19 protein-coding genes and 1 other annotated feature are annotated in these 23,688 nt (G+C 37.6%); of the genes, 2 read left to right on the plus strand and 17 right to left on the minus strand.

Annotation, left to right across the window (positions count from 1 at the left end; all coding sequences use genetic code 11):
• Positions 1-32 precede the first annotated feature (32 nt).
• Positions 33-2,678: a valine--tRNA ligase gene (locus NSQ77_RS00715; RefSeq protein ID WP_339228287.1), complete on the minus strand. Its 2,646-nt coding sequence runs from the start codon at positions 2,676-2,678 to the stop codon at positions 33-35.
• A gap of 60 nt (positions 2,679-2,738) precedes the next feature.
• Positions 2,739-2,972 (minus strand) — a binding site (T-box leader).
• Between the two features lie 121 nt (positions 2,973-3,093).
• Between NSQ77_RS00715 and NSQ77_RS00720 the strand changes: the two genes are divergently transcribed.
• Complete coding sequence (locus tag NSQ77_RS00720; protein WP_339228288.1) at positions 3,094-3,312, plus strand: hypothetical protein; 219 nt, start codon at positions 3,094-3,096, stop codon at positions 3,310-3,312.
• Here NSQ77_RS00720 and NSQ77_RS00725 read toward each other — a convergent pair.
• The 8 genes from NSQ77_RS00725 to hemA form a co-directional block, all read right to left on the minus strand.
• The gene (locus NSQ77_RS00725; protein WP_339228289.1) at positions 3,309-4,313 is read right to left on the minus strand and encodes a spore coat protein YsxE; all 1,005 of its coding nucleotides are present in this window, start codon (positions 4,311-4,313) and stop codon (positions 3,309-3,311) included. The genes NSQ77_RS00720 and NSQ77_RS00725 overlap by 4 nt on opposite strands.
• 65 nt (positions 4,314-4,378) lie before the next feature.
• Positions 4,379-5,557, minus strand: a complete 1,179-nt coding sequence (spoVID, locus tag NSQ77_RS00730) for a stage VI sporulation protein D (protein WP_339228290.1) — start codon at positions 5,555-5,557, stop codon at positions 4,379-4,381.
• A gap of 294 nt (positions 5,558-5,851) precedes the next feature.
• Positions 5,852-7,141, minus strand: a complete 1,290-nt coding sequence (hemL, locus tag NSQ77_RS00735; protein WP_339228291.1) for a glutamate-1-semialdehyde 2,1-aminomutase — start codon at positions 7,139-7,141, stop codon at positions 5,852-5,854.
• Positions 7,142-7,156: 15 nt separating this feature from the next.
• Positions 7,157-8,140: a porphobilinogen synthase gene (gene hemB / locus NSQ77_RS00740; protein WP_339228292.1), complete on the minus strand. Its 984-nt coding sequence runs from the start codon at positions 8,138-8,140 to the stop codon at positions 7,157-7,159.
• A 6-nt stretch (positions 8,141-8,146) separates the two neighbouring features.
• Positions 8,147-8,902 carry a uroporphyrinogen-III synthase gene (locus NSQ77_RS00745; RefSeq protein ID WP_339228293.1) on the minus strand — a complete coding sequence of 252 codons (756 nt, stop codon included), beginning with the start codon at positions 8,900-8,902 and terminating at the stop codon, positions 8,147-8,149.
• Positions 8,902-9,831: a hydroxymethylbilane synthase gene (hemC, locus tag NSQ77_RS00750; protein ID WP_339228294.1), complete on the minus strand. Its 930-nt coding sequence runs from the start codon at positions 9,829-9,831 to the stop codon at positions 8,902-8,904. The genes NSQ77_RS00745 and hemC overlap by 1 nt, the downstream gene beginning before the upstream one ends.
• A gap of 31 nt (positions 9,832-9,862) precedes the next feature.
• Positions 9,863-10,672, minus strand: a complete 810-nt coding sequence (gene ccsA / locus NSQ77_RS00755; RefSeq protein ID WP_339228295.1) for a cytochrome c biogenesis protein CcsA — start codon at positions 10,670-10,672, stop codon at positions 9,863-9,865.
• 156 nt (positions 10,673-10,828) lie between these two features.
• On the minus strand, positions 10,829-12,199 hold the full coding sequence (hemA, locus tag NSQ77_RS00760; protein ID WP_339228296.1) for a glutamyl-tRNA reductase: 1,371 nt from the start codon (positions 12,197-12,199) through the stop codon (positions 10,829-10,831).
• Between the two features lie 259 nt (positions 12,200-12,458).
• Between hemA and NSQ77_RS00765 the strand changes: the two genes are divergently transcribed.
• Positions 12,459-12,938, plus strand: coding sequence for a DUF5668 domain-containing protein (locus tag NSQ77_RS00765; RefSeq protein WP_339228297.1), 480 nt, complete (start codon positions 12,459-12,461; stop codon positions 12,936-12,938).
• Positions 12,939-12,976: 38 nt separating this feature from the next.
• On the opposite strand, the gene NSQ77_RS00770 is transcribed toward NSQ77_RS00765, so the two are convergent.
• The 8 genes from NSQ77_RS00770 to NSQ77_RS00805 form a co-directional block, all read right to left on the minus strand.
• Entirely contained in the window at positions 12,977-13,717 is a 741-nt protein-coding gene (locus NSQ77_RS00770; RefSeq protein ID WP_339228299.1) for an amino acid ABC transporter ATP-binding protein, read from the minus strand.
• Positions 13,718-13,734: 17 nt separating this feature from the next.
• The gene (locus NSQ77_RS00775; RefSeq protein ID WP_339228300.1) at positions 13,735-14,397 is read right to left on the minus strand and encodes an amino acid ABC transporter permease; all 663 of its coding nucleotides are present in this window, start codon (positions 14,395-14,397) and stop codon (positions 13,735-13,737) included.
• Between the two features lie 61 nt (positions 14,398-14,458).
• Complete coding sequence (locus NSQ77_RS00780) at positions 14,459-15,268, minus strand: transporter substrate-binding domain-containing protein (protein WP_339228301.1); 810 nt, start codon at positions 15,266-15,268, stop codon at positions 14,459-14,461.
• Positions 15,269-15,679: 411 nt separating this feature from the next.
• Positions 15,680-16,267 (minus strand): ribosome biogenesis GTP-binding protein YihA/YsxC, encoded by a 588-nt coding sequence (gene yihA / locus NSQ77_RS00785; RefSeq protein WP_339228302.1) that lies wholly within the window; start codon positions 16,265-16,267, stop codon positions 15,680-15,682.
• Positions 16,254-18,584, minus strand: a complete 2,331-nt coding sequence (lon, locus tag NSQ77_RS00790) for an endopeptidase La (RefSeq protein WP_339228304.1) — start codon at positions 18,582-18,584, stop codon at positions 16,254-16,256. The genes yihA and lon overlap by 14 nt, the downstream gene beginning before the upstream one ends.
• 356 nt (positions 18,585-18,940) lie before the next feature.
• Entirely contained in the window at positions 18,941-20,218 is a 1,278-nt protein-coding gene (gene clpX, locus NSQ77_RS00795) for an ATP-dependent protease ATP-binding subunit ClpX (RefSeq protein WP_339228305.1), read from the minus strand.
• A gap of 426 nt (positions 20,219-20,644) precedes the next feature.
• Positions 20,645-21,937: a trigger factor gene (gene tig, locus NSQ77_RS00800; protein ID WP_339228306.1), complete on the minus strand. Its 1,293-nt coding sequence runs from the start codon at positions 21,935-21,937 to the stop codon at positions 20,645-20,647.
• Between the two features lie 135 nt (positions 21,938-22,072).
• Entirely contained in the window at positions 22,073-23,053 is a 981-nt protein-coding gene (locus NSQ77_RS00805) for a tetratricopeptide repeat protein (protein WP_339228307.1), read from the minus strand.
• Positions 23,054-23,688: the final 635 nt, after the last annotated feature.

A 23,688-nucleotide genomic window follows, 5' to 3' on the forward strand; every position in this document is an offset into this window, starting at 1 on the left:
CGTGGGACTTCCGCTTTTTACATTTATGTTGCTTAGCCTTTTAACTCATCAAGCCTTGCTTTTACTTTTGCTTGTTTATCAAGATAATCTGATTCTTTTCGTTTTTCTTCTTCTACAACTGCTGCTGGTGCTTTGCTAACAAACCCTTGGTTGGAAAGCTTCTTCTGAACACGTTCCACTTCTTTCGTCCACTTTGTATGCTCATTTTCTAATCGTTCGATTTCCTTATCAAAATCGATCAGCCCTTCCAGCGGGAGGAAGATTTCTGCTCCAGTCACAACAGAAGTCATTGCTTTTTCTGGAATATCAAGGTTAACGGCAATTGTTAATTCGCTTGGATTGCAGAAACGTTCTAAATAGTCACGGTTCCCTTCAAGCTCTTGCCGTATTGTTTCATTTTCTGCCTGAATAAGCATTTGAATTTGCTTCGACATCGGTGTATCTACTTCAGCACGGCTATTACGAACAGATTTGATAATAGATACAAGTCGCTTCATTTCAGCAGCAGCCGTTTCATCATGATACTTCTCCTCCACTTCCGGCCATTTAGCAACAGTAATGGAGTCCCCTTGATGTGGTAGCTGCTGCCAGATTTCTTCTGTAATAAATGGCATATATGGATGAAGCATACGCATCGTTTGATCGAGAACGTGAGCAAGAACAGATCTGGTTGTGTTTTTCTTTACTTCATCATCACCATATAACGGAAGTTTTGCCATTTCAATATACCAATCACACAGCTCATCCCAAATGAAGTTATATAAATGACGCCCCGCTTCACCAAACTCATATTTCGCCGTGTTTTTCGTTACATGATCAATCGTTTCATTTAAACGCGTTAAAATCCATTTATCTGCGAGCGTTAATTCTCCGGTTAAATCAATATCATCATAGGTAAAGCCTTCCATATTCATTAAGGAGAATCGAGAAGCATTCCATACTTTATTCGCAAAGTTCCACGTTGACTCTACTTTTTCCCAATGGAAACGTAAATCCTGACCAGGTGTCGATCCAGTTAATAAGAAATAACGTAATGAATCAGCACCATACTTTTCGATAACATCCATTGGGTCAACCCCGTTGCCCAGTGACTTACTCATTTTCCGACCTTCTGCATCACGGATTAACCCATGAATGAGTACATCCTTAAACGGTTTCTCACCAGTAAATTCCTTTGATTGGAAAATCATCCGAGCTACCCAGAAGAAAATAATGTCATAGCCTGTTACAAGTACATCGGTTGGGAAGTAGCGTTTAAAGTCCTCGGATTTTTCATTCGGCCAGCCCATCGTTGAAAATGGCCATAATGCAGAGGAGAACCATGTATCCAATACATCTTCGTCCTGCTCCCAATTTTCAATGTCAGCCGGTGCCTCTTTTCCAACATATATTTCTTTTGTTTCTTTATGGTACCAAGCTGGAATGCGATGTCCCCACCAAAGCTGACGAGAAATACACCAATCACGGATATTTTCCATCCAGTTAAAGTACGTCCGCTCAAAGCGTTCTGGCACAAAGTTAACTTTACCTTCTTCATGTTGTAAATCCAGTGCCTCTTTAGCCAATGGTTCCATTTTAACAAACCATTGTGTTGACAAATATGGTTCAACAACTGCACCACTGCGCTCCGAATGCCCAACTTGATGGGTATGGTCTTCAATTTCAAATAGAACGCCCTGTTCCTGCAAATCTTTCACAATTTGCTTACGGCACTCAAAACGATCCAACCCTTGATATTTACCGGCGTTCTCATTCATGGATCCATCTTCATGCATAACGAGGACACGTTCTAGGTTATGACGGTTACCGATTTCAAAGTCATTCGGGTCATGAGCTGGTGTAATTTTAACCGCTCCTGAACCAAATTCCATATCCACATAATCGTCTGCAACAATTTCAATTTCACGACCAACTATTGGCAACACTACTTTTTTGCCGATTAAATGCTTGTAACGCTCATCTTTCGGATGTACAGCAACTGCGGTGTCACCAAGCATCGTTTCTGGACGTGTTGTCGCAATTTCAATTGTTTCATCACTATCTTTAATTGGATAACGCATATGATAAAACTTACCTTGAATCTCTTCATAAATTACTTCAATATCGGATAAGGCGGTCTTAGTTTGCGGATCCCAGTTAATAATGTATTCGCCACGGTAAATAAGACCCTTTTCATACAATTTAATGAAAACTTCTTTTACCGCATCGGATAAACCTTCATCGAGCGTAAAACGCTCACGTGAATAGTCCAGTGCAAGACCGAGCTTTTCCCATTGGGAACGAATAAAATCTGCATATTCTTCCTTCCACTCCCATGATTTTTCTAGAAACTTTTCGCGGCCTAATTCATAACGATTTGTTCCTTGCTCCTTTAATTTCGCTTCTACCTTGGCCTGGGTTGCAATACCTGCATGATCCATGCCGGGTAACCACAGCACATCATAGCCCTGCATACGTTTCATTCGAGAAATGGTATCCTGCATCGTTGTATCCCATGCATGACCTAAATGTAGCTTACCAGTAACGTTTGGTGGTGGAATAACAATCGAGAACGGCTCCTTATCTGGATCAGCCGTTGCTTCAAAATATTTTCCTTCCAACCAAAATTGATAACGACCTTTTTCCACTTCCTGCGGATTGTATTTTGATGGAAGGGACGTTTGTTCATTATTGCTCATCGTTTTACCTCCTAATTTAAACAACCACTTAAAAACCAAAAAACCCTTTTCATCCTTAAAATAAAGGACGAAAAGGGTTAGATTTCCGTGGTACCACCTTTGTTTGCAAACCAAAATTGTTTGCACACTTCATTAATTGATAACGGTCAATTACCGGCTCCTCCTACTTGAATTACTTTTCAAAGAAGCTGCATCAAGGGCGACCTTCCAAAACAACTACCTAGGAAATTTTCAGCTCATGATTTCCCTCTCTAAAAGCGTTTATTTTGTACTCTTCCCTATCATTGCGTTTAATTATAACTGCACATATTGTTATACCAATCATTTTATAGCTTCCACGTATTATCGTCAACTATTATTATTGTTATTGCACCAATTTGGTGTATTTATACATAGTATAAAAATAAAGCGCAAAATGTGCTTAGAAAGAAAAGAGGTGTTCCCTGTGGCTAGATTTTATCGTTACAAACTCCCACCTTGGGCAAGACAATGCCTTTTTGTCTTCGAGAGAATTCTTTTACCAATCACGATATTCCAGTTGATTCGCACATTGTTAATTCCAACCACTTTTGATGTGCTTTTATTAGGCGTATTAATCGGGCTTTTTGTCGCCTTTTATTTAGAATGGATTTAATTTGACAGGTCATCAAAATTTATTACCTCATATTCTTCCTTTATAAAATCTGTCCATTTTAATGCAAAAATAAGCTTGCGATATTGTTTCTGCAGTGCACTGACTTGGGAAGTCAGTGGCTTTTCTTTTGGGTTTTGCACATATTCTCGGATGGTTGTCATGTATGCGGCAGGATTAAGTAAATAAATTGACAATAGTTTCATGTCAAACTGCTCAAGGTCATATTTTCGTTTATATGCTTTAAAACCTTTCATTATTAATTCATCTGGTTGATCGTATTCACCAGTTAGCTGATGGAAGTAGTTTGTCAAATCCACTGCGACATGGTTATAACGTCCCTTCTCCCAATTAATAACATGATTGTTCAATATATGGTCCAGTGCGAGATTACCATGGCAAAGAGAAAGGTTCCAAGTCAATTCTTCTTCCGACTGATCAAGAAATTCACTAATTTCACCATTTATCCGATTTAACGCAATTTCCATATCTCGATAATGCGTACACACCTGCAATTCAAATGGAGACATATAGGCTTGCTGTTCAAAACGGAGCACATAAGAATATAATTCATTGGGAAGCTGCTCGCAGAATGTTTGGTATGTATGGAAGTTTTTATTTAATGCAGATTTTGTAATCTGTTGACTTTGCTTTGTTGTTTCATGAATGCGCGCCAAAATTCCCATCGTTCTATCGATTCTATTTTCATTACTCGATCGGGGAGCGAATATTAACCAAGGACTGAGATAATAGATGGAATTATCTATCCTTTCATATAACTTGCCATCATTGGTTAAATATACGGGGACAATTTCTGAGAGGTTTTTCTCATTTGCGATATAGTAAACATGCTCCCATGCTGCGATATCTTCTTGTTTCAATGTGCTTTTTTTCAGTGCATAATCTCGCCGGCCGTCTTTAATATGAAAGAGACGGTCGGTGACTTTTTCAATTTCAATTGGATAAATTCGATACGCCTGCAATATCTCTTTCACTGCTTCCATCATTTATCACCACCTACTAAAAGAGATACCCCCTTTTTTCAGTGCGTGGAAGGGGGTAATGTTAACTATTTATTCACCGGTATATACAGCAGCTGTCCTTCACGGACCTCAAAGTCATCTTCAAGCTCGTTCTGCTTAATTAATTGTAACGGACTTACAGAAAATCGTGCAGCAATTGTTTCGATGGTATCTTGATTTTGAACAATACAGAGCCTCATTTTCGTAAACTGCTCCTCTTTTGCTTCTCTGAAAATATCCGATAATAAACTTGCATCTTCGGGCACTCGTTCTTCATAGCTTTCAGCTTCACTGACATCTGATGCAACAACATCATCTTCCGCATCCAGCTCCTCTACTTCTTGTGATTCAGCATCAGATGACTCTGTTTCTTCCTCTGATAATTGATTGAAAAACTCTGCCAATGTTTGTGATTTCTTTTTCCACCGATCTGGATCTTCCTCTTCGTGTTCTTGCTCCGCTTCTTCTGATCTAACCTCCACAATGCTATCTGCTTTTTCTATCGATTCTATTTCTTTTATTTCTTCTATATATTCTGCCGAAACAGAACTCTGCTCTCTTTCTTCTGCTTCTATTTCTTCTTTTTCCGTCGCCTTCTGTTCATCTATTGGCCCTGCATCAAGTTCTGGTTCTGTCAAATCAGTAACGGTCAATTCATCTTCTTGCGATTTTCTTAATTCAAATTCAAATGTATCCACTTCGGAGTTAGAAAGATCCTCAACTGCTGCGTCCATTTCTGTTTCTTTTGTTTCTTCTGGCTCCACACCCTTCATTTCTTGCCGAGGTTGTTCTGCCTCACTATTAATCCCGTGAATTTCAATGGTTGCATACAATTTCAAATGACTTGGTTCTGGCATTTCATAATCAAAGGAATCGACATGTACTGTAACTTCATTTAAGTCCGTTACACGATAGGGCGGTACAGAAATCTCTACTGGGAATCGATGCGAAAAAGCAGCTAATCCTTCCTCATCGATTACTTTTTCTACATAACGTTTCGCTTGGAAGTCTTCAAAATCCAGTGATCTTTCAGCTTGCCCAGTCTCTACTTTCTCATATTCTCCTTGCAGCTCAATATTTCCGCGAATTGAAATATATTCTTCATAGGGCTGAATGGATATTTCAGGTTCTAATGCTATTCCTCTTAACTCTGCAACTTCCTGTCCCTTTTCAAAATAGAGTGATTCCTCTAAATCAAAAGTGAATGCTTTGGAATCGCTTGCCAAATGAATTCCCTCCTCTTTAGAAAACTTGACATTCATTAATAGCTTATGCGAATGTCTTCGCTTGCACTTTTGCAAAAAAGGAAAGTTTTTTTACTCTCTTTTCTGCCAACATATAACCAATATGCCGATATGTCTTTATAATCTATATGAATCCACTGAAAGAGATATGCATTAAAAAAAGCTATTCCAATAAGAAACAATCCTCATAATATGGATGCCTTTATTGGAATAGCTTGCAGATTTATCAAAGCATACAGTTTCGTCCAGCCTGTACGTCACTATCTTTTTTTGTGTTTATTTTTCAATTTTAGAAAATGCTGTGCGAATTGCTTGGATTGTTTTTTCAATATCTTCATCGGTATGTGCAGTTGATAGGAATAATCCTTCAAACTGTGATGGTGGCAGGAAAACCCCTTCTTCCATCATAGCACGATAATACTGGGCAAAGTAATCCAAGTTTGATTGTTGTGCTGTTTCAAAGTTAATAACTTCTTCGTTTGTAAAAAATACACCGAACATCGATCCCGCACGGTTAACATGCAAAGGAATATCGAACTCTGCTGCGGCTTGTTGGAAACCTTCTGCAAGTCGATCTATTTTCTTGCTTATTTCCTCATATGATTGCTCTGTCAATGCGAATAATGTTTCATAGCCTGCGGTCATTGCAAGTGGATTTCCTGACAAGGTCCCTGCTTGATAGATGGAACCTGCAGGCGCAACACTTTGCATAATTTCACGCTTTCCACCATAAGCACCAACAGGTAGTCCGCCACCGATAACCTTACCAAGACAAGTCAGGTCTGGCGTAACATCAAAGTGCCCTTGTGCACAGTGGTAGCCAACACGGAATCCAGTCATCACTTCGTCAAAAATAAGAAGTGTACCATTTTGCTCTGTGATTTGTCGCAAGTTTTGCAGAAAATCATTTTTAGGTGGTACAACACCCATATTCCCTGATACTGGCTCAACGATAACAGCAGCAATTTCTTTCCCGTACTTCTCAAAAGCAAGTTTAACACTTTCTGCATCGTTATATGGTACCGTAATCGTATTTTGAGCAATGGATGCTGGAACCCCTGGGCTATCTGGCAACCCAAGTGTTGCAACGCCTGATCCAGCTTTAATTAATAAAGAATCCCCATGACCATGATAGTTACCTTCAAATTTGAGAATAATATTTCTGCCTGTATACCCTCTAGCAAGACGAATCGCGCTCATCGTTGCTTCCGTTCCTGAGTTTACCATTCGAACCATTTCAATTGAAGGAACACGGTCGATCACTAATTTTGCCAGTTTGTTTTCAAGCAATGTTGGCGCACCAAAGCTTGTCCCTTTTTCAGCGACTTCTTTCAGCTTTGTTACAACATGGTCGGCAGCATGGCCTAAAATTAATGGCCCCCAGCTTAACACATAATCTATATATTCATTTCCATCAATGTCATAAATTTTAGAGCCTTTGCCAGACTCCATGAACACTGGTGACATACCAACAGACTTAAATGCACGGACAGGTGAGTTCACGCCTCCTGGCATTAGATCAACTGCTTCTTTATACGCATCTACCGAATGATTATACCTTACCACTTTAATCCGCCTCCCCTATTTTTCTTCTCTTAACCATTTCGCCACGTCTTTTGCAAAATAAGTAATAATTAAATCGGCCCCAGCACGCTTCATGGATGTTAGCTTCTCCATTACCAATGCTTTCTCATCAATCCAGCCATTCTGAGCTGCTGCTTTAACCATCGAATATTCACCACTAACATTGTAAGCAACTACTGGCAAATTAAAATTATCGCGAACTTCGCGCACAATATCCAAGTATGACATAGCTGGTTTTACAATTAGGAAGTCCGCGCCTTCCGCCACATCAGATTCCGCTTCACGAAGTGCTTCCATTCTGTTTGCCGGATCCATTTGATACGTTTTTCGATCACCAAATTGTGGTGTACTGTCTGCCGCATCACGGAAAGGACCATAGTAAGCTGAAGCATATTTGACAGCATAGGACATAATTGGAATGTGTGAATAGCCTGCCTCATCAAGCGCCTGGCGAATAACAGTAACAAACCCATCCATCATATTGGAAGGTGCAATAATGTCTGCTCCTGCTTCTGCCTGTGAAACAGCTGTCTTTGCTAGAAGCTTTAAGGATTCATCATTGTCAACGTCATGATTATGGATTACACCGCAATGACCATGTGATGTATATTCACAAAGACATGTATCTGCAACGACGAGTAATTCTGGAAATTCCTTTTTAACAAGCCTTGTCGCCTGCTGAATGATACCATCTTCAGCAAAAGCCCCCGTACCTATTTCATCTTTCTCTGAAATAACACCAAATAAAATTATCGAACGTATACCAAGTTCATATACTTCTTTTACCTCATCAAGCAACAAATCAAAAGAAAACTGATAAACTCCAGGCATGGAAGGAACTTCGCTTTTTATATTGTCACCCTCAATTACAAAAATCGGATAAATAAAATCTTCTGTTCTTAGGTGATGTTCGCGCACCATCAAGCGCATAGCATTTGAAGAGCGCAAGCGCCGATGACGTTTAAAATTAAGTTGTGACATTGTAATCTATCCTTTCTTTATGTAGTTACATATCGTTTCCAGCATGGCTTCAATCGTAAATTCCTCAGGTGGTTTTAATGATTGAATTCCAAACTCTAATGCACGCTGTTCTGTTGTTGTCCCAATACAAACATAGTTTTTTTCGGGTATCCTATCAACAATTTCGACAAACGCTTCAACTGTTGAAGGGCTTGTGAAGGTGACAAAATCGATAATATCTTCTGCTAATAGCTCGTTTAATCGAGCTTTCATTGCATAATTATATCCTGTTTCATAAACTTCCAGCAAATCATGCGGCACGTTGTGCTTTGTAAATTCGACTGGAAGTGTATCACGAGAAAGATTCCCTCTAATAAGCAACACTTTTCCTTCCTTAGGGAACTTCTGCAAAAACTCCTCTGCCATTGCCTCGGCATGATAGGTTGTCGGAATGAAATCTGCTTGATAGCCATATTTTTTTAATGCCTGATCTGTCTTATGACCTACAACTGCTAAACGATGTTCCTGCAGCTGTTTCATATGATACTTTTTTGCTAGACTAAAAAAGCAATGAACTCCATTTGCACTTGTGAAAAAAATCCACTTGTAATCACCGACTTTGGAAAAAATAGACTTCGATGCATTTGTATCTTTACATGAAATTGCAAGCAAAGGAACTTCAACAGGTATGCCACCAAGCTCTTTCACCTTTTTTGAGAATTCTTTTGCTTGGCTTGCTTCTCTCGTTATTAGAATTTTGCTTTCATGTAAGGACTCTTCCATTACTTGTCAAGCTCCTCTTTTACGCGATTTACAATTTCCTTCGCGCCTTGGCTAATTAAAGCGTCGGCTGCTTCTTTACCGACAGCTTGCGGATCTGTTCCTCGCACCGTTTCTTTTAAAATCGTTTTACCGTCTGGCGTTCCTACAAGGGCAGTTAAGACAACCTCATCTTCTTCAAGATAGGCATAGCCCCCAATAGGTACTTGACAGCCACCTTCTAATAAATGCAGGAACGTTCGTTCAGCAGTGACCGTTCGAGTTGTCAAATCATCATTGATTGCTTGCAGAATTTCCTGAATCTCTTTATCATCTGCTCGACTTTCGATTGCAAGTGCACCTTGTCCAACAGCTGGAACAACGATTTCTGGGTCAAGGTATTCTGTAATTAACGTTTCACTTAATCCAACACGCTTCAATCCTGATACAGCAAGAATAATCGCATCATAATCTTCTTCATGCAGTTTACGAAGCCTTGTTTCAATGTTGCCTCGAATCCACTTGATTGAAATATCTGGACGCTCTGCGAGTATTTGTGCTGCGCGTCTTAAGCTGCTCGTACCTACAATTGCACCATTTGGCAGATCCTTTAGCTTCACATTGTTTTTAGAGATAAATGCATCACGGTGGTCCTCTCTAACCGGTATCGATGAAATAATTAGCCCTTCAGGGAGCTCTGATGGCATGTCTTTCATACTGTGCACTGCCAAATCAATTTCTTTATCATACATAGCCTGCTCGATCTCTTTAACAAAAAGACCTTTTCCACCTACTTTGGATAATGTCACATCAAGAATTCGATCACCTTTTGTAACAATTTCCTTGATTTCGAATTCATTTTCGACACCAGCTGCCTTCAGCTGTTCAATCACCCACTTTGTCTGTGTTAAAGCTAAATTACTTTTTCTTGAACCAACGATAATTTTCCGCATCACCTGCGTACCTCCTTTATGTTGCTGCTTCTCAAAAGTGAAAATTCGATAACGTGCTGAATAAGAAGAAATTCACTAATAATATTAAAAATGCCGCGGTATTGTAGGTAGCTAATGGTTTTCCAACATATCCTACAACAAGGCGCAAAACTAGATACCCGGCATAAACAATCAGAACAAGCAGTGAACCAATTGTTTTCATGTCAAACCAATAAAATTCAGAGGCAGAAACATGCGCCCAAACAACCCCTAAAATAATTGCAATTAATAATAAAGGTACCCCGATTGAAATAGCTATAAAACTATAACGATCCAATTGCTTCAAGTCTCCTATTTGCCACATCCATTTTAACCCTTTTTTCTTTTTTAAGAAACGATATTGAATTAAATACAAAATGGAAAGTAAAAATGCAACTGTAAAGAAACCATAGGAAACGATCGCAAGCGTGATATGTGTAATTAATATTTCATGTACAAATTGAATTGAATCATTTAACTGGACATGTGTCGTGCTTGCGGCAAAATATAGCAATAGTATAAAAAAGCCAAATACTTGGATAAAAAACACAATGAATCGGATTTGAAAAAGCTTATTGATTATAATGGAAAGTGTAATCAATACCCAAGAATAAAAAAAGAGACTATCCACTACATTTGTGACAGGAAAGCCTTTCTCCCCAAATACTTCATAAAAGAAAAAAACGGTTTGCAGTACCCAAACCATACAAATCAACCAGAAAGCAATTTTATTAGCCTTCCGGTTGTGATGTATAAAATCAATAAAAAATCCAATTAAACTAAGGCTATATAGAATCAGAATTATTTCGTAGAGCCACTTCATTCCATATTATAATCCTTTCCGCTAAGATAGAATCGTTTATAATTTTGAAGGATTAACGTCCACGAAGCATAAAATTAAAACTCAATCAGCAGAGGTATCCTTCTTCCTCCGTCAAAGAGATACAGCTTTAGCTCCAGCAGCGTGGCTTACGTTTATCTACGCCGTTGTAAAATTACTTTGTGCTGGGATAGCTTGGTCTTCTTTTGATAATAACTTCATTGTTTCATTTTTTTTTGCTTGCTTTTCAAATTCTGCTTTTACTTCTGCTTCAATACCAAAAATATCAATAAATAACTGTAAAGATTGATCTGCATTTTCTGTTCCAGCAAGCTCTTTTGCCTGTGTAACTGGTTCCTTCAGCAGCTGGTTAATAATACTTTTTGTATGCTTGCTAATGACTTTCTTTTCTCTTACTGTTAAATCAGGAATTTTTCTTTCGATACTTTTCATTGTCTCTGCTTGGATGGACAGTGCCTTTTGGCGCAGAGCTGAAATAACTGGGACAACTCCAAGTGTTTTCAGCCATTCCTTGAACAGAACAATTTCTTCTTCCATCATAATTTCAATCTGTTCTGCTGCAGCTTTTCTTGTTTCTAAATTTTCATCCACGATATGTTTTAAATTATCAATATCATATAAGAAAACATTATCCAATTCGCTAATCTCAGGATCAACATCTCTGGGTACAGCAATGTCCACAAGGAACAAAGCTTTTCCTTTACGCTTTTTCTGTAACGGTTCAAGCATGTCTTTCGTTAATACGATTGAATCTGATCCAGTAGAACTGATTAAAATGTCCGTTTCCTGTATAACAGATAATAAATTATCCATACTCTCTGCTTTCGCCTGGAATTTCGCGGCTAGATCTTCAGCATTTGCTAGCGTCCGATTAATAACGGTAATTTTGGTTGCTCCAGATCCCTGCAGATTTTTAGCAGCAAGCTCTCCCATTTTTCCCGCTCCGAGAATAGCAACGTGCTTATTTTGTAAATCCCCAAATATCTTTTTAGCCAGCTCGACAGCTGCATAGCTAATGGAAACTGCATGTTCACCAATTGCTGTTTCTTTATGTGCGCGTTTCCCAAATGTAATTGCCTGTTTAAATAATTCATTAAATACAGTTCCAGTTGCTTTCATTTCTTGTGAAGTTAAAAAAGCCTGTTTCACTTGACCAAGGATTTGGGTTTCTCCAAGTACCATCGAATCAAGACCTGTAGTTACACGGAAAAGATGCTCCATCGCACCGTCATCTTCCGTAATTCGTAAATAAGAGGAAAATTCTTCTTTATCGAGATGGAACCAGTCAGCCAAAAACTGTTTAATATAGTAACGACCAGTATGCAATTGATCAACAACCGCATATACTTCTGTACGGTTACACGTCGAAACGATCACATTTTCCAGAATGCTTTTCCGATTTTTTAATTCAGTCATTGCCTCGTGAAGTGATTGCTCTGAAAATGTGAGCTTTTCCCTTACTTCTACAGGGGCTGTTTTATAATTGAAGCCCACTTTTAGAATATGCAATTTGCCTACCCCCAAATAATTTACACGGTTTAAATGATTTGTATATATGATTGCTCTCTTATCATTATAACATGTATTCCCTTTTCCATTTTCTGAAATTGTGAACAGAAAAAGAAACAATATGTTAGTATAGAGACGTAATAGAAAACACTGCATTAAAACAGTTTCTAGATAATAATTATTATAACTAGTGTGTACTTTATCATACTGCACACAGATAATCAAGAATTCAACTCAGGTGTAGAGGGAGTTTAGGAAAGTGAAAAAACAACATTCATTGCTTGCTTATTTACTAATTGGTATCGGTATTTATTTTCTGCTTCGCGAATTAAAAATACCAATATTAACAGATTTTTATTCATGGCAAACATTACTCATTATTATTGGACTGGCATTATTAATTCATGGTTATAGCTCAAGATATTACCAAAATTTACTCGCAGGTACCATTGTACTTGGGATTGGCATCCATTTACACGGTGTCCAGCACTATTCCTTCTGGATTGATCATTGGGCTGTTTACATACTGATTGCGGGAATTGCCTTTATTGTCCGATTTATTAAAACAAAAAAAGGACTATTTACTGGACTGATCCTTATTACTCTGGCTGTATTTTTAATTTTTTCTGTTAATCTACCAGTCTACTTTGATTGGCTGTATACCGTGATTAATTTATTGGAACGCTTTTGGCCAGTCCTCTTGATTATAATTGGTGTTTTCTTATTAAAACGTAAATAATAAAGAATCCCGGTTGCTGTACTGCACCCGGGATTCTTTTACAAAACAGAGCTTAAGAAATCCTGTGTTCGCTGCTCCTTCGGCTGATTAAAAATTTCATCTGGATGACCATATTCTATAATTCTGCCTTCATGCATATAGACAACCCAATCGGCAACTTCACGTGCAAAACCCATCTCATGTGTTACCACAACCATTGTCATGCCCTCTTCCGCCAATTCTTTCATCGTTGAAAGCACTTCATTGACAAGCTCTGGATCAAGTGCTGAGGTTGGTTCATCAAAAAGCATCACATCAGGCTTCATCGATAATGCACGTGCAATGGCTACACGCTGTTTTTGCCCACCAGATAATTTAGATGGGTACACATTATATTTATCCCCTAAACCAACCTTATCAAGTAATATCTTTCCTTCTTTTATTGCTTCGCTTTTTTTCATACCTTTTACTTGCGTCGGTGCTTCAATTACGTTTTCAAGCACTGTCATATGAGGAAATAAATTAAAATGCTGGAAAACCATCCCGACTTTTTGCCTGATTTTATTTAAGTCATGTGATTTTTTTTCAATTTGCTCTCCTCCAATAATAATGCTACCGCTATTTTTTATTTCTAAAAAGTTAAGACAGCGCAGCAATGTACTCTTGCCTGAACCACTAGCTCCAATTAATACGACAACATCGCTTTCCTTCACAGTAAGATTAATATCTTTTAAAACATGTAATTCACCAAATGACTTGTTTAACTGCTTTACACGGATCATTTCTTTTTCTTCATTCATCTAGGTTCCCCTCTTTCTTAATCACTAACTGCTAATCGTTTTTCAATTTTATTAACAATAAACGTTAATATTAGAACAATTAATAAATAATAAATGGCTACTGTTACGTAGTATGGCAAATAATCAAAGGTGTTCGAACCCATTGTACTTGCTACACCAAACAGATCTTGCATACCAATAAAGGAAACTAAGGATGAATCTTTGATCCCGATGATAAATTGGTTTCCCAGTGATGGAACTGCTCTTCGAAATGCCTGAGGCAAAATAATTCGTTTCATCGTCATACCTTTATTCATACCAAGTGATAAACCAGCTTCACGCTGCCCTTTATCAATTGATTGGATGGCTCCTCGAATAATCTCAGCAATGTAAGCTCCACTATGAAAAGCCAATCCTGCAGCCCCAGCCCAGAACATTGGAATAAGTAAAATATCTGTTAAACCATAGTACAGAATAAAAATTTGTACGATTAATGGTGTCCCACGAACAATCCATATGTAAGCATCTGCAATCCATTCAAGAATTTTTATGTTTGATATTTTAAGCAACGCTACAAATAAACCAATAATGATAGCAATTAATAAAGAAACAACAGATAGCTTCACCGTAATCCATAAGCCATCGAGAAATACATCATAGCTACCAGTGAAAACATCAAAAAAATGTAATATGTCTTCCAAGTACTTCAGCTCCCCTTTAGATAAGAATGTGCGCATGCTAGGATGCACACATTCTTAAATTTTATTTTTCTAATTCAGGTTCTTCGGTAATGTCACCGCCAATCCATTCTTCAGATAAGGCTGCAAGCTCGCCGCTTTCTTTCATTTCCTTAAGGGCCTCATTAACTGCTTCAAGCAATGCAGTGTTATCTTTATTTACAGCAACCGCTTGTTCAGCAACATCAAGCTGGAATCTCCCATCAACTTCCAAACCAGCATCAATAGCTGTCAAGCCTGTTACATCATCTGTGATTACAGCATCGTGATGTCCGCTTGCCAATGATTGAAGAGCAACTACATCACTATCTACTTGAGGTATATTTGATGTGTATTCCTGAGCAACTTCAAGATAAGTTGTACCTCTAGCAACAGATATCTCTTTATCCTTCAAGTCGTCTTCTGTTTCAATATCACTGTCGGGTCTTGTGTAAATGACTGGACCAGAATAGTAATAGGGTTCAGAGAAATCTACCTGCTGCAAACGCTCTTCTGTAACCGTATGACTCGCAACCGCAATATCATAGCGGCCTTCGGTGACACCGGTAACAATTCCTGAAAATTTCGCTCGTTGCGGATTCGGCTCTAAACCAAGTTTTTCAGCAATAGCTTCTCCAACTGCTATATCGAATCCCACCATGTCAGTGCCTTCCATGTAACTAAATGGCTTAAATTCTCCAGATGCTGCAAATGTTAGCTTGCCGTCTGCAACTAAATTATAACCAGCATCATCCCCTGCTGCATTCGAATCTTCATGAGCAGATTCATTATTTGCACAACCTGCAAATAGAAGCATAGTTACGATAGAAAATAACAAAATATTCAGTTTTTTCAACTTTCCCACATCCCCTTTTTCATTTAAATAACAGCTATTATCTTTAATCTGTAACGCGAAGTGGTATCAGCCAACTCCACTCCAATTTGCCATGTATTAAAGTATAGCAATAATTGAAGTTGCGCACGACCTGGCTATAGCACGATATCCGTCAATATATGTACATTTACAGATTTTATCGAATAATAACTCCCTTTAGCATACATATACCCAAGTTTTCTAAAATATAATCTTGTTTCCTTGAAAATTTAAAAATTATTGTACTTTGAGGATTTCAGTTAAAAATTTAACAGTCTGTATTGCGCGGTTATGATTGGATTAAGTTGGAGAGAGAGCTGTTATTCCTAATATTGCTGACTATTCATAAAAAACCTTGTCTGAGAATTTCTCTCAGACAAGGTGATTTTTTCATTACCCTTTAAGATAATGACTGATAACAGTCCATGATTCATCTTTCCCTTCACCTGTTTCAGATGAAAATGGAATGACAATATCCTCTGGAGCTACTTGGAATGTTTGCTTTGTTCGTTTTACGTGCTGTGCTCGTTTATTCTTTGGTATTTTATCAAGCTTCGTTGCAATAATAATTACTGGAAGCTCGTGATATTTAAGAAATTCATACATTTGCAAATCATCTTTTGTTGGTTCATGACGCAGGTCGGAGACAAGGATTACGGCTTTTAGAGTTTCCCTTGTTGTAAAGTATTCCTCCATCATGCCTCCCCATTTTTCACGTTCCTTTTTAGATACCTTGGCATAACCGTAGCCTGGCACATCCACGAAATAAAAGGATTCATTAATTTTATAAAAATTTAATGTTTGTGTCTTCCCTGGTTTTGACGAAGTACGAGCTAAATTTTTACGATTAATCAGCTTATTAATAAACGATGATTTTCCTACATTAGATCGTCCTGCTAACGCTATTTCTGGCAGCATATCACCTGGGTATTGCTTCTGGCTAACAGCACTGATGACGATTTCGGCGTTAGTTACTTTCATTTTTCTCCTCCACGAGTGCGTGCTCAAGTACTTGATCAAGGTGATTCACCGTGATAAAATTTAAGTCATTTCGAACACTTTCTGGTATATTTTCTATATCTTTTTCATTTTCTTCCGGGATAATCAAGGTTGTTAATCCTGCTCGATGTGCACTCAATGATTTCTCTTTTAAGCCTCCAATTGGCAGCACACGTCCACGGAGTGTAATTTCTCCTGTCATTCCAACTTCTTTCTTAATCGCCCTGCCCGTTAAAGAAGAAACAAGAGCAGTTGCCATCGTTATACCGGCAGATGGACCATCCTTTGGTGTTGCCCCTGCTGGCACATGAATATGAATATCATATTTTTCGTAAAAATTGGGCTCAATATTAAATTCTTTTGTTCTGGAGCGCACATAGCTAAATGCAGCTTGGGCAGATTCCTGCATGACACCGCCCAATTTTCCGGTAAGCGTTAATTTTCCCTTGCCTGGATAGTGGGTAACTTCAATGGATAGGATATCTCCGCCAGCAGATGTATATGCTAAACCTGTTGCTGTTCCTATTTGATCCTCTTGCTCCATTAATCCATAACGGAAAACTGGCTTCCCGAGTAACTCTTCCAGACTTTTTTCTGTAACAATTACTTTTTCCCTTTCATTGGAAGTAATTATTTTTGCTGCTTTTCTGCAAAGCTTTGCCAGCTGTCTTTCTAATCCCCGGACCCCAGCTTCTCTTGTATACCTGCGAATCAGCTTAAGGATTGCGTTTTCCCTGATTTGTAAATTAACTTTTTTGAGTCCATTTTCCTTCAATTGCTTTGGCAATAAATGCTGTTTTGCAATATGCAGCTTCTCTACCTCCGTATAGCCTGCAATGGAAATCAGCTCCATACGATCCAATAATGGTCCAGGTATACTGTTTACGTTATTTGCAGTAGCAATGAAAAGCACATTGGATAAGTCATAGTTTTCTTCTATAAAATGGTCACTAAACGTGCTGTTTTGTTCTGGGTCCAATACTTCAAGCATTGCCGATGAAGGGTCACCACGAAAATCATTGGACATTTTATCAATTTCATCAAGTAGGAATACTGGATTAACCGTCCCAGCTTTTTTCATACCTTGAATAATCCTGCCTGGCATCGCTCCAATATAGGTTCTGCGATGTCCGCGAATTTCTGCTTCGTCCCGCACCCCACCTAATGAAATACGCACGAAATTCCGATTAATCGCTTTGGAAATTGACTTTGCCAAGGAAGTCTTACCTACACCAGGTGGTCCAACAAGACAAAGGATTGGTCCTTTTATTGAATTGGTCAGCTTTTGTACAGCTAAATATTCCAGGATTCGTTCCTTTACTTTATCAAGACCATAATGATCCCGATTTAGCACTTTCTCAGCATGTTTAATTTCTATCGTGTCCTGTGTTTTTTCTGTCCATGGTAAAAGCGTTAACCATTCCAAATAATTACGAATAACAGAGCTCTCAGCAGAACTTTGTGGTACCTTTTCATATCTTCCTAATTCTTTTAAAGCAACTTCCATAATATGGTCTGGCATGTCCGAGTTTTCAATCTTCTCTCTTAATTGATCCACTTCACTCGTTTTGCCATCTTTATCACCGAGCTCTTTTTGAATTGCTTTTAATTGCTCGCGAAGATAGTATTCCTTTTGCGTTTTTTCCATGGAATTTTTAACTCGCTGGCCAATTTTCTTTTCTAAATCCAGAACTTTTTTTTCGTTGGAAATAATTTTAATAAGATGCTGCATTCGCGCAGCTACATTAATCATTTCCAATATTTGCTGTTTATCTTTTATTTTTAACGTTAAATGAGAAGCAATTATATCTGCTAGTCCGCCCGGTTCCTCGATATCTGAAACAGTTGCATAGGTTTCATCTGTTAATTTCCTGGAAAGCTTTATGTATTGCCTAAACTGCTCAAGCAAGGAGCGCATTAATGCTTCTTCCTCGTGCTTTTCACCATGCGTCTCTTCCAAATTATCAATTTCGACTAAGAATTCGTCCTCTGATTCCGTGTAACGGATAATTTCTCCGCGGGAAAGCCCCTCTACCAGCACTCGCATCGTACCATTTGGGAGCTTGAGCATCTGCTTTACTTTTGCTAACGTACCTACATTAAAAATATCACTTGGCTCTGGGTTGTCTAAACTCACTTTTTTCTGGGTTGCTAGGAAAATTAGCTGATTGTCCATCATGGCCTTTTCCAATGCAGCAATCGATTTATCTCGGCCTACGTCCAGGTGTAAAACCATAGACGGAAACACGAGCAATCCGCGTAAAGGAAGGAGGGGGACTTGAATGTTTTCTTTCGCCATTGTTTGTACCTCCATAATCTATGTATTTAAGATCTCTCGCAAAACAGTGGAAATAAATAATTCAATATGTATTTCTTCAGTTTATAGAAAAATCTTCCTTTTGTAAATGGTTTCATTTCTAAAATTATATTCTATTTTTCAATAATTATTTACGGACAACAAAATTTTGAGCACCCGGCATTTTTTTGCGCCGGATCTCAAAGCTCAGCTTCAGGACTTTTTGATTTTCACCTGTAAGGGTGCTTTCTCTTTTGTGCTTAGTATTACCTATGTATATAATTCTAAACAAAAAGGAGCTGACTGAGTCAGATCATTATTAGAAATGAAGTACCTGCTCAATCAGCCTTAAATTTCTATTATGCACTTTCTTTTGGATGCTTTTCATTTCCTTCTTTTATTGTTCCATCATGGAAAATCAACTTTGGACTGCCGTTCTCATCGGCAACTGTTTCTTTCGTAATGATGCATTTCATTACGTCTTCCCGAGATGGAAGGTCAAACATCACGTCAACAATAATACCTTCAATAATGGAGCGGAGTCCGCGAGCACCTGTTTTTCGCTCAATTGCTTTTTTAGCAATTTCAATCAGTGCATCTTCTTCAAATTCCAATTCAACATTATCCATATCAAACAATTTCTGATATTGTTTAACAAGCGCATTTTTCGGCTTAGTTAAAATTTGAATCAATGCATCTTCATCCAATGGAGTTAAGCTTCCAATAACTGGGATACGTCCAATGAATTCCGGAATCAAACCATAGCGTAATAAATCTTCTGGTAATACTTTGGAAAGCAACTGTCCCATATCCAGGTCTTCCTGCTTTTCATTCGAGCCAAATCCGATTACTTTCTTACCTAGACGGCGTTTAATTACTTGATCAATCCCATCGAATGCTCCTCCAACGATAAATAGAATATTTGTCGTATCAATTTGGATAAACTCCTGATGTGGATGCTTGCGTCCTCCTTGTGGCGGCACACTTGCGACTGTACCTTCGAGGATTTTCAGCAATGCTTGCTGTACTCCTTCGCCTGATACATCTCTTGTTATCGAAGGATTCTCCGATTTGCGAGCTACTTTATCTATTTCGTCAATGTAAATAATTCCTTTTTCTGCCTTTTCTACATCATAATCTGCAGCTTGAATAAGTTTGAGCAAAATATTCTCTACATCTTCCCCAACATAACCAGCTTCAGTTAATGAAGTAGCATCAGCCATTGCAAATGGAACATTAATAATACGAGCGAGCGTCTGAGCAAGCAATGTTTTACCACTTCCTGTTGGTCCAATCATTGCGATGTTACTTTTTGATATTTCAACATCATCTGTGCTCTTCGTAGAATTAATTCGTTTGTAGTGATTATACACCGCAACAGCAAGATTTCGTTTTGCTTTATCCTGACCGATTACATAGTCGTCAAGAATATCACAGATTTCCTTTGGCTTTGGAATTTCATTCATTTCCATATCTTCGTCTGTACCTAGCTCTTCTTCAACGATTTCTGTACAAAGTTCAATACATTCATCACATATATAAACACCAGGCCCGGCGACTAATTTACGTACTTGTTCTTGACTTTTTCCACAAAATGAACATTTCAACTGTCCTTTTTCTTCATTAAATTTAAACATACCATTTCACCCCTAAACGAGCTAAATAAATTCAGCTTTCAACTTTTATAGTCATCATATCAGATACAATTTAAAAAACAAAACAATATACTTTATCATCAAGCTAAATATGTTAAACATCTCTTCTTATGGTGTCAAAATTACTAGCTTAAAAAGCTACAATAAAATTACCTTGTTTTATCTATTATGTATATATTACAGAAAAAGTCAATAAATTTAACTTCATCATTCCGGTTATAGCTACTATATGATGGAGACACAAGATAAATTTCACTTATTTACAAAGGCTGTGCCAAAAGGGCAGTAAAAAAACAGGGAAACTCTTAATTCGTCCACCTCTTCTTCCCCTTTTTTGGCCATATGGTTCCCGCTCATAATGTAAAACAAGGTGCGATATGAATCGCACCTTGTTTTATTAATTTGGTGTTATTGCTTTGCAATCTTACTGTTGTCCACAAGGAAATCGATTGCCGCTCTGATTTTCAGATCGTTTTTAATTGTTTCATTGCTTCCACCAAGCATTTGTACTAGCTGGTCAACTTCAATGCCGTACATAGAAGCCATTTTCTCAAGCTCTGCATTAACATCTTCTTCAGATGCTTCAATGTTTTCAGCTTTCACGATTGCTTCCAATGTTAGGTTTGTTTTAACGCGTTTTGCTGCATCTTCTTTCATTTGCTCTTTCAATGCATCTTTATCCTGACCAGCGAATTGAGAATACATTTCAAGTGTCATGCCTTGCATTTGCAATTGCTGTTCAAACTCTCTTAGCATTTGATCAAGCTCTGTCTCAACCATTGCATCTGGAATGTCAACTTCTGTGTTTTCAGATGCTTGCTGAATTAATGATTCGCGCTTTTTGTTGTCTGCATCTTGCTTACGCTGTGATTCAAGCTCTTCACGTTTTTTATTTTTCAATTCGTCAAGTGTTTCTACTTCATCATCAACATCTTTAGCGAACTCATCGTCAAGTTCTGGAAGTTCTTTTGATTTAATTTCATGAATCTTAACTTTAAATACAGCATCTTTACCAGCTAAGTTTTCTGCATGGTATTCTTCAGGGAAACTAACTTCGATTTCTGTTTCTTCTCCTGCTTCTTTACCAATCAATTTTTCCTCAAATCCAGGAATAAATGAACCTGAACCAATTTCTAGTGAATGGTTTTCACCTTTACCACCTTCGAATGCTTCACCATCTAAGAAACCTTCAAAATCGATAACAGCTGTATCGCCATCCTCTATTTTTCCGTCTTCTTTTACAACAAGCTCTGCGTGACGTTCAAGGATCGTATTAATTTCATTTTCAACATCTTCATCTGTAACTTCAACAGATTCTTCTTCAACTTCCAGTCCTTTGTAGTCCCCTAAAGTAACTTCAGGCTTCACTTCAACAACAGCAGTGAAAACCAAGTCTTTTCCTTTTTCAATTTGTTCAATATCTACTTCCGGCTGTGCAATTGGAAAGATATCTGTTTCGTCAATTGCTTTTGTATATGCCTCTGGCAAAACGATATCTACAGCGTCTTGATAAAGTGCTTCTACACCAAAACGTTTTTCAAACATGCCGCGTGGAATTTTCCCTTTACGGAAACCTGGAATCTGTACATCTTTCGATACTTTTTTGAATGCTTTGTCCAATGCTAGATTAAAATCATCCGCAGGTACTTCAAACGTTAATTTTCCTTTGTTACCTTCTTGTTTTTCCCATTTTGCTGTCATTCATAATCCCTCCAAAATCTATTGTATCAATTCATTTTCATAATTTAATGTGTGAATGATAGTTATATTCGAATTTGCAACCATCTCATTATAACATAATTTGTATGGCTTTCAAGCATTTACTGCCTCATTCATCTATTCTTCGATAATGCTTAAGTATAAAGAATCACACATACTAATCTCTTTCATTTTCCGTGCAATTGTCTCCGATACTCCATCGTCAGCATTTGTAGGTATATGTAAATACTGTTCTCCTATTTTCTTGATTGCTTCTGCAATGTCGCCAACTTCTTTATTCGTTGGCATGAACGGGTAAACGACATAAACATAACGATATAAAAGTTGCTTTAATAATTGAAATAACGTTGGATTCTCCTGTTCCATATTCCGTAAAATAACTAGAATTTGGTTATAGATGTTATTGCTTTTTATATCCTCTAACTTTAAAGGTACTATACCCATGCTTAAACTAAATTTATGTATTTCCACTTCATCAGAGACATTGCTTTCCTTCATCCAAATTAGAAGAGCCGTTTTAATAACGGGATGAACATGTTCATTTGTTAAAAGAGATAAAACATCCCGGTCAGGCCGTACTTTCATACTCCGCATACGATTAACAATACGCCATTGTTCCTGATGATTATCTTGATTAATAGCTTCATACAATTCTTCTATGATAGAACTTTTACTTTCTACTGCTAAATCCATTTTCATTTGTTCACTCATATCATACAGCTGTTTAAATTGCTCCTCAAGAAAATCAGGAACTGAACCATTCTCAAATTCGTATTCGATTTGTTCCATCAACAAATCATACTGATTGGTCTGAAAAAGAATCGTTAAATAAATATGTACATAATGATAATAATCTTCGTTCCTAAGCTGAAGCAATTCCTCACATAAATCCTGTGCTTCCGCAGTTCGACCTAGTTCCATTAAACATATCAGCTTACCAATTAGAATTTCGTGATTATCAATATGGTAGCTCAATAGGAGATTCAGCTTATTTAATGCCTCTTCATAGCGTTTCTCCTGTAAAGCGAATAAGCTTTCTTCCTCAAGTCTTTTCTGCAGCTTCGGAAAAAGTATTATATTTTCTGATTTTGAACCCATTTATTCACCTCTTTCCTCTATTATATAGTATATGAATTTCTTTAATTTGTATAAATACCCAAAATGAAAGAAATTAAACACAGAAATATAGAAAGAGAAACCTATTTGATGTGATAGGTTTCTCTTTAGCAGCGTTCTCAGTAAAGCATAAAGCGGTATACCCACTATTTGTAAGCGCTACTATTAATAATCAATTAAAAAATAAGCTCCGAAGCTTAGTTATGTAATTAATTTAAGTATAAATGAATTTGAGAATGATTGCAATTTTCAAAGAAAAAGGTTTGCTATAGAATTATGGAGAGCGCATTCTCAAAATGAGAGGGTAGATGAATATATTATCATAATTTAAAATATGATTATGACTTTAATTGCATAAACCTATAATAGAATTTTAAGTGCTGCCAAGCAAAAGAACAAATATTTTTATGATGTGCATTCTTTAACATGGGTTTAAAAATTTCAGATGTTTATGAACTGATAGTTTCAGGAAGCTTTTAGTAAAAATCCCTCCGCCAAGTCACGGTTCTGGCGGAGGTCAGATCTAATAATAACGGGATGTGAGTTGAGACTGTTTCGTGCTACTTACCATATCAGCAAAAGCGGAAAAGATTTGAAACATCGTTCATGGACATTGG

Origin of the sequence: Oceanobacillus sp. FSL K6-2867, assembly GCF_037963145.1 — a bacterium.
GTDB lineage: Bacteria > Bacillota > Bacilli > Bacillales > Amphibacillaceae > Oceanobacillus.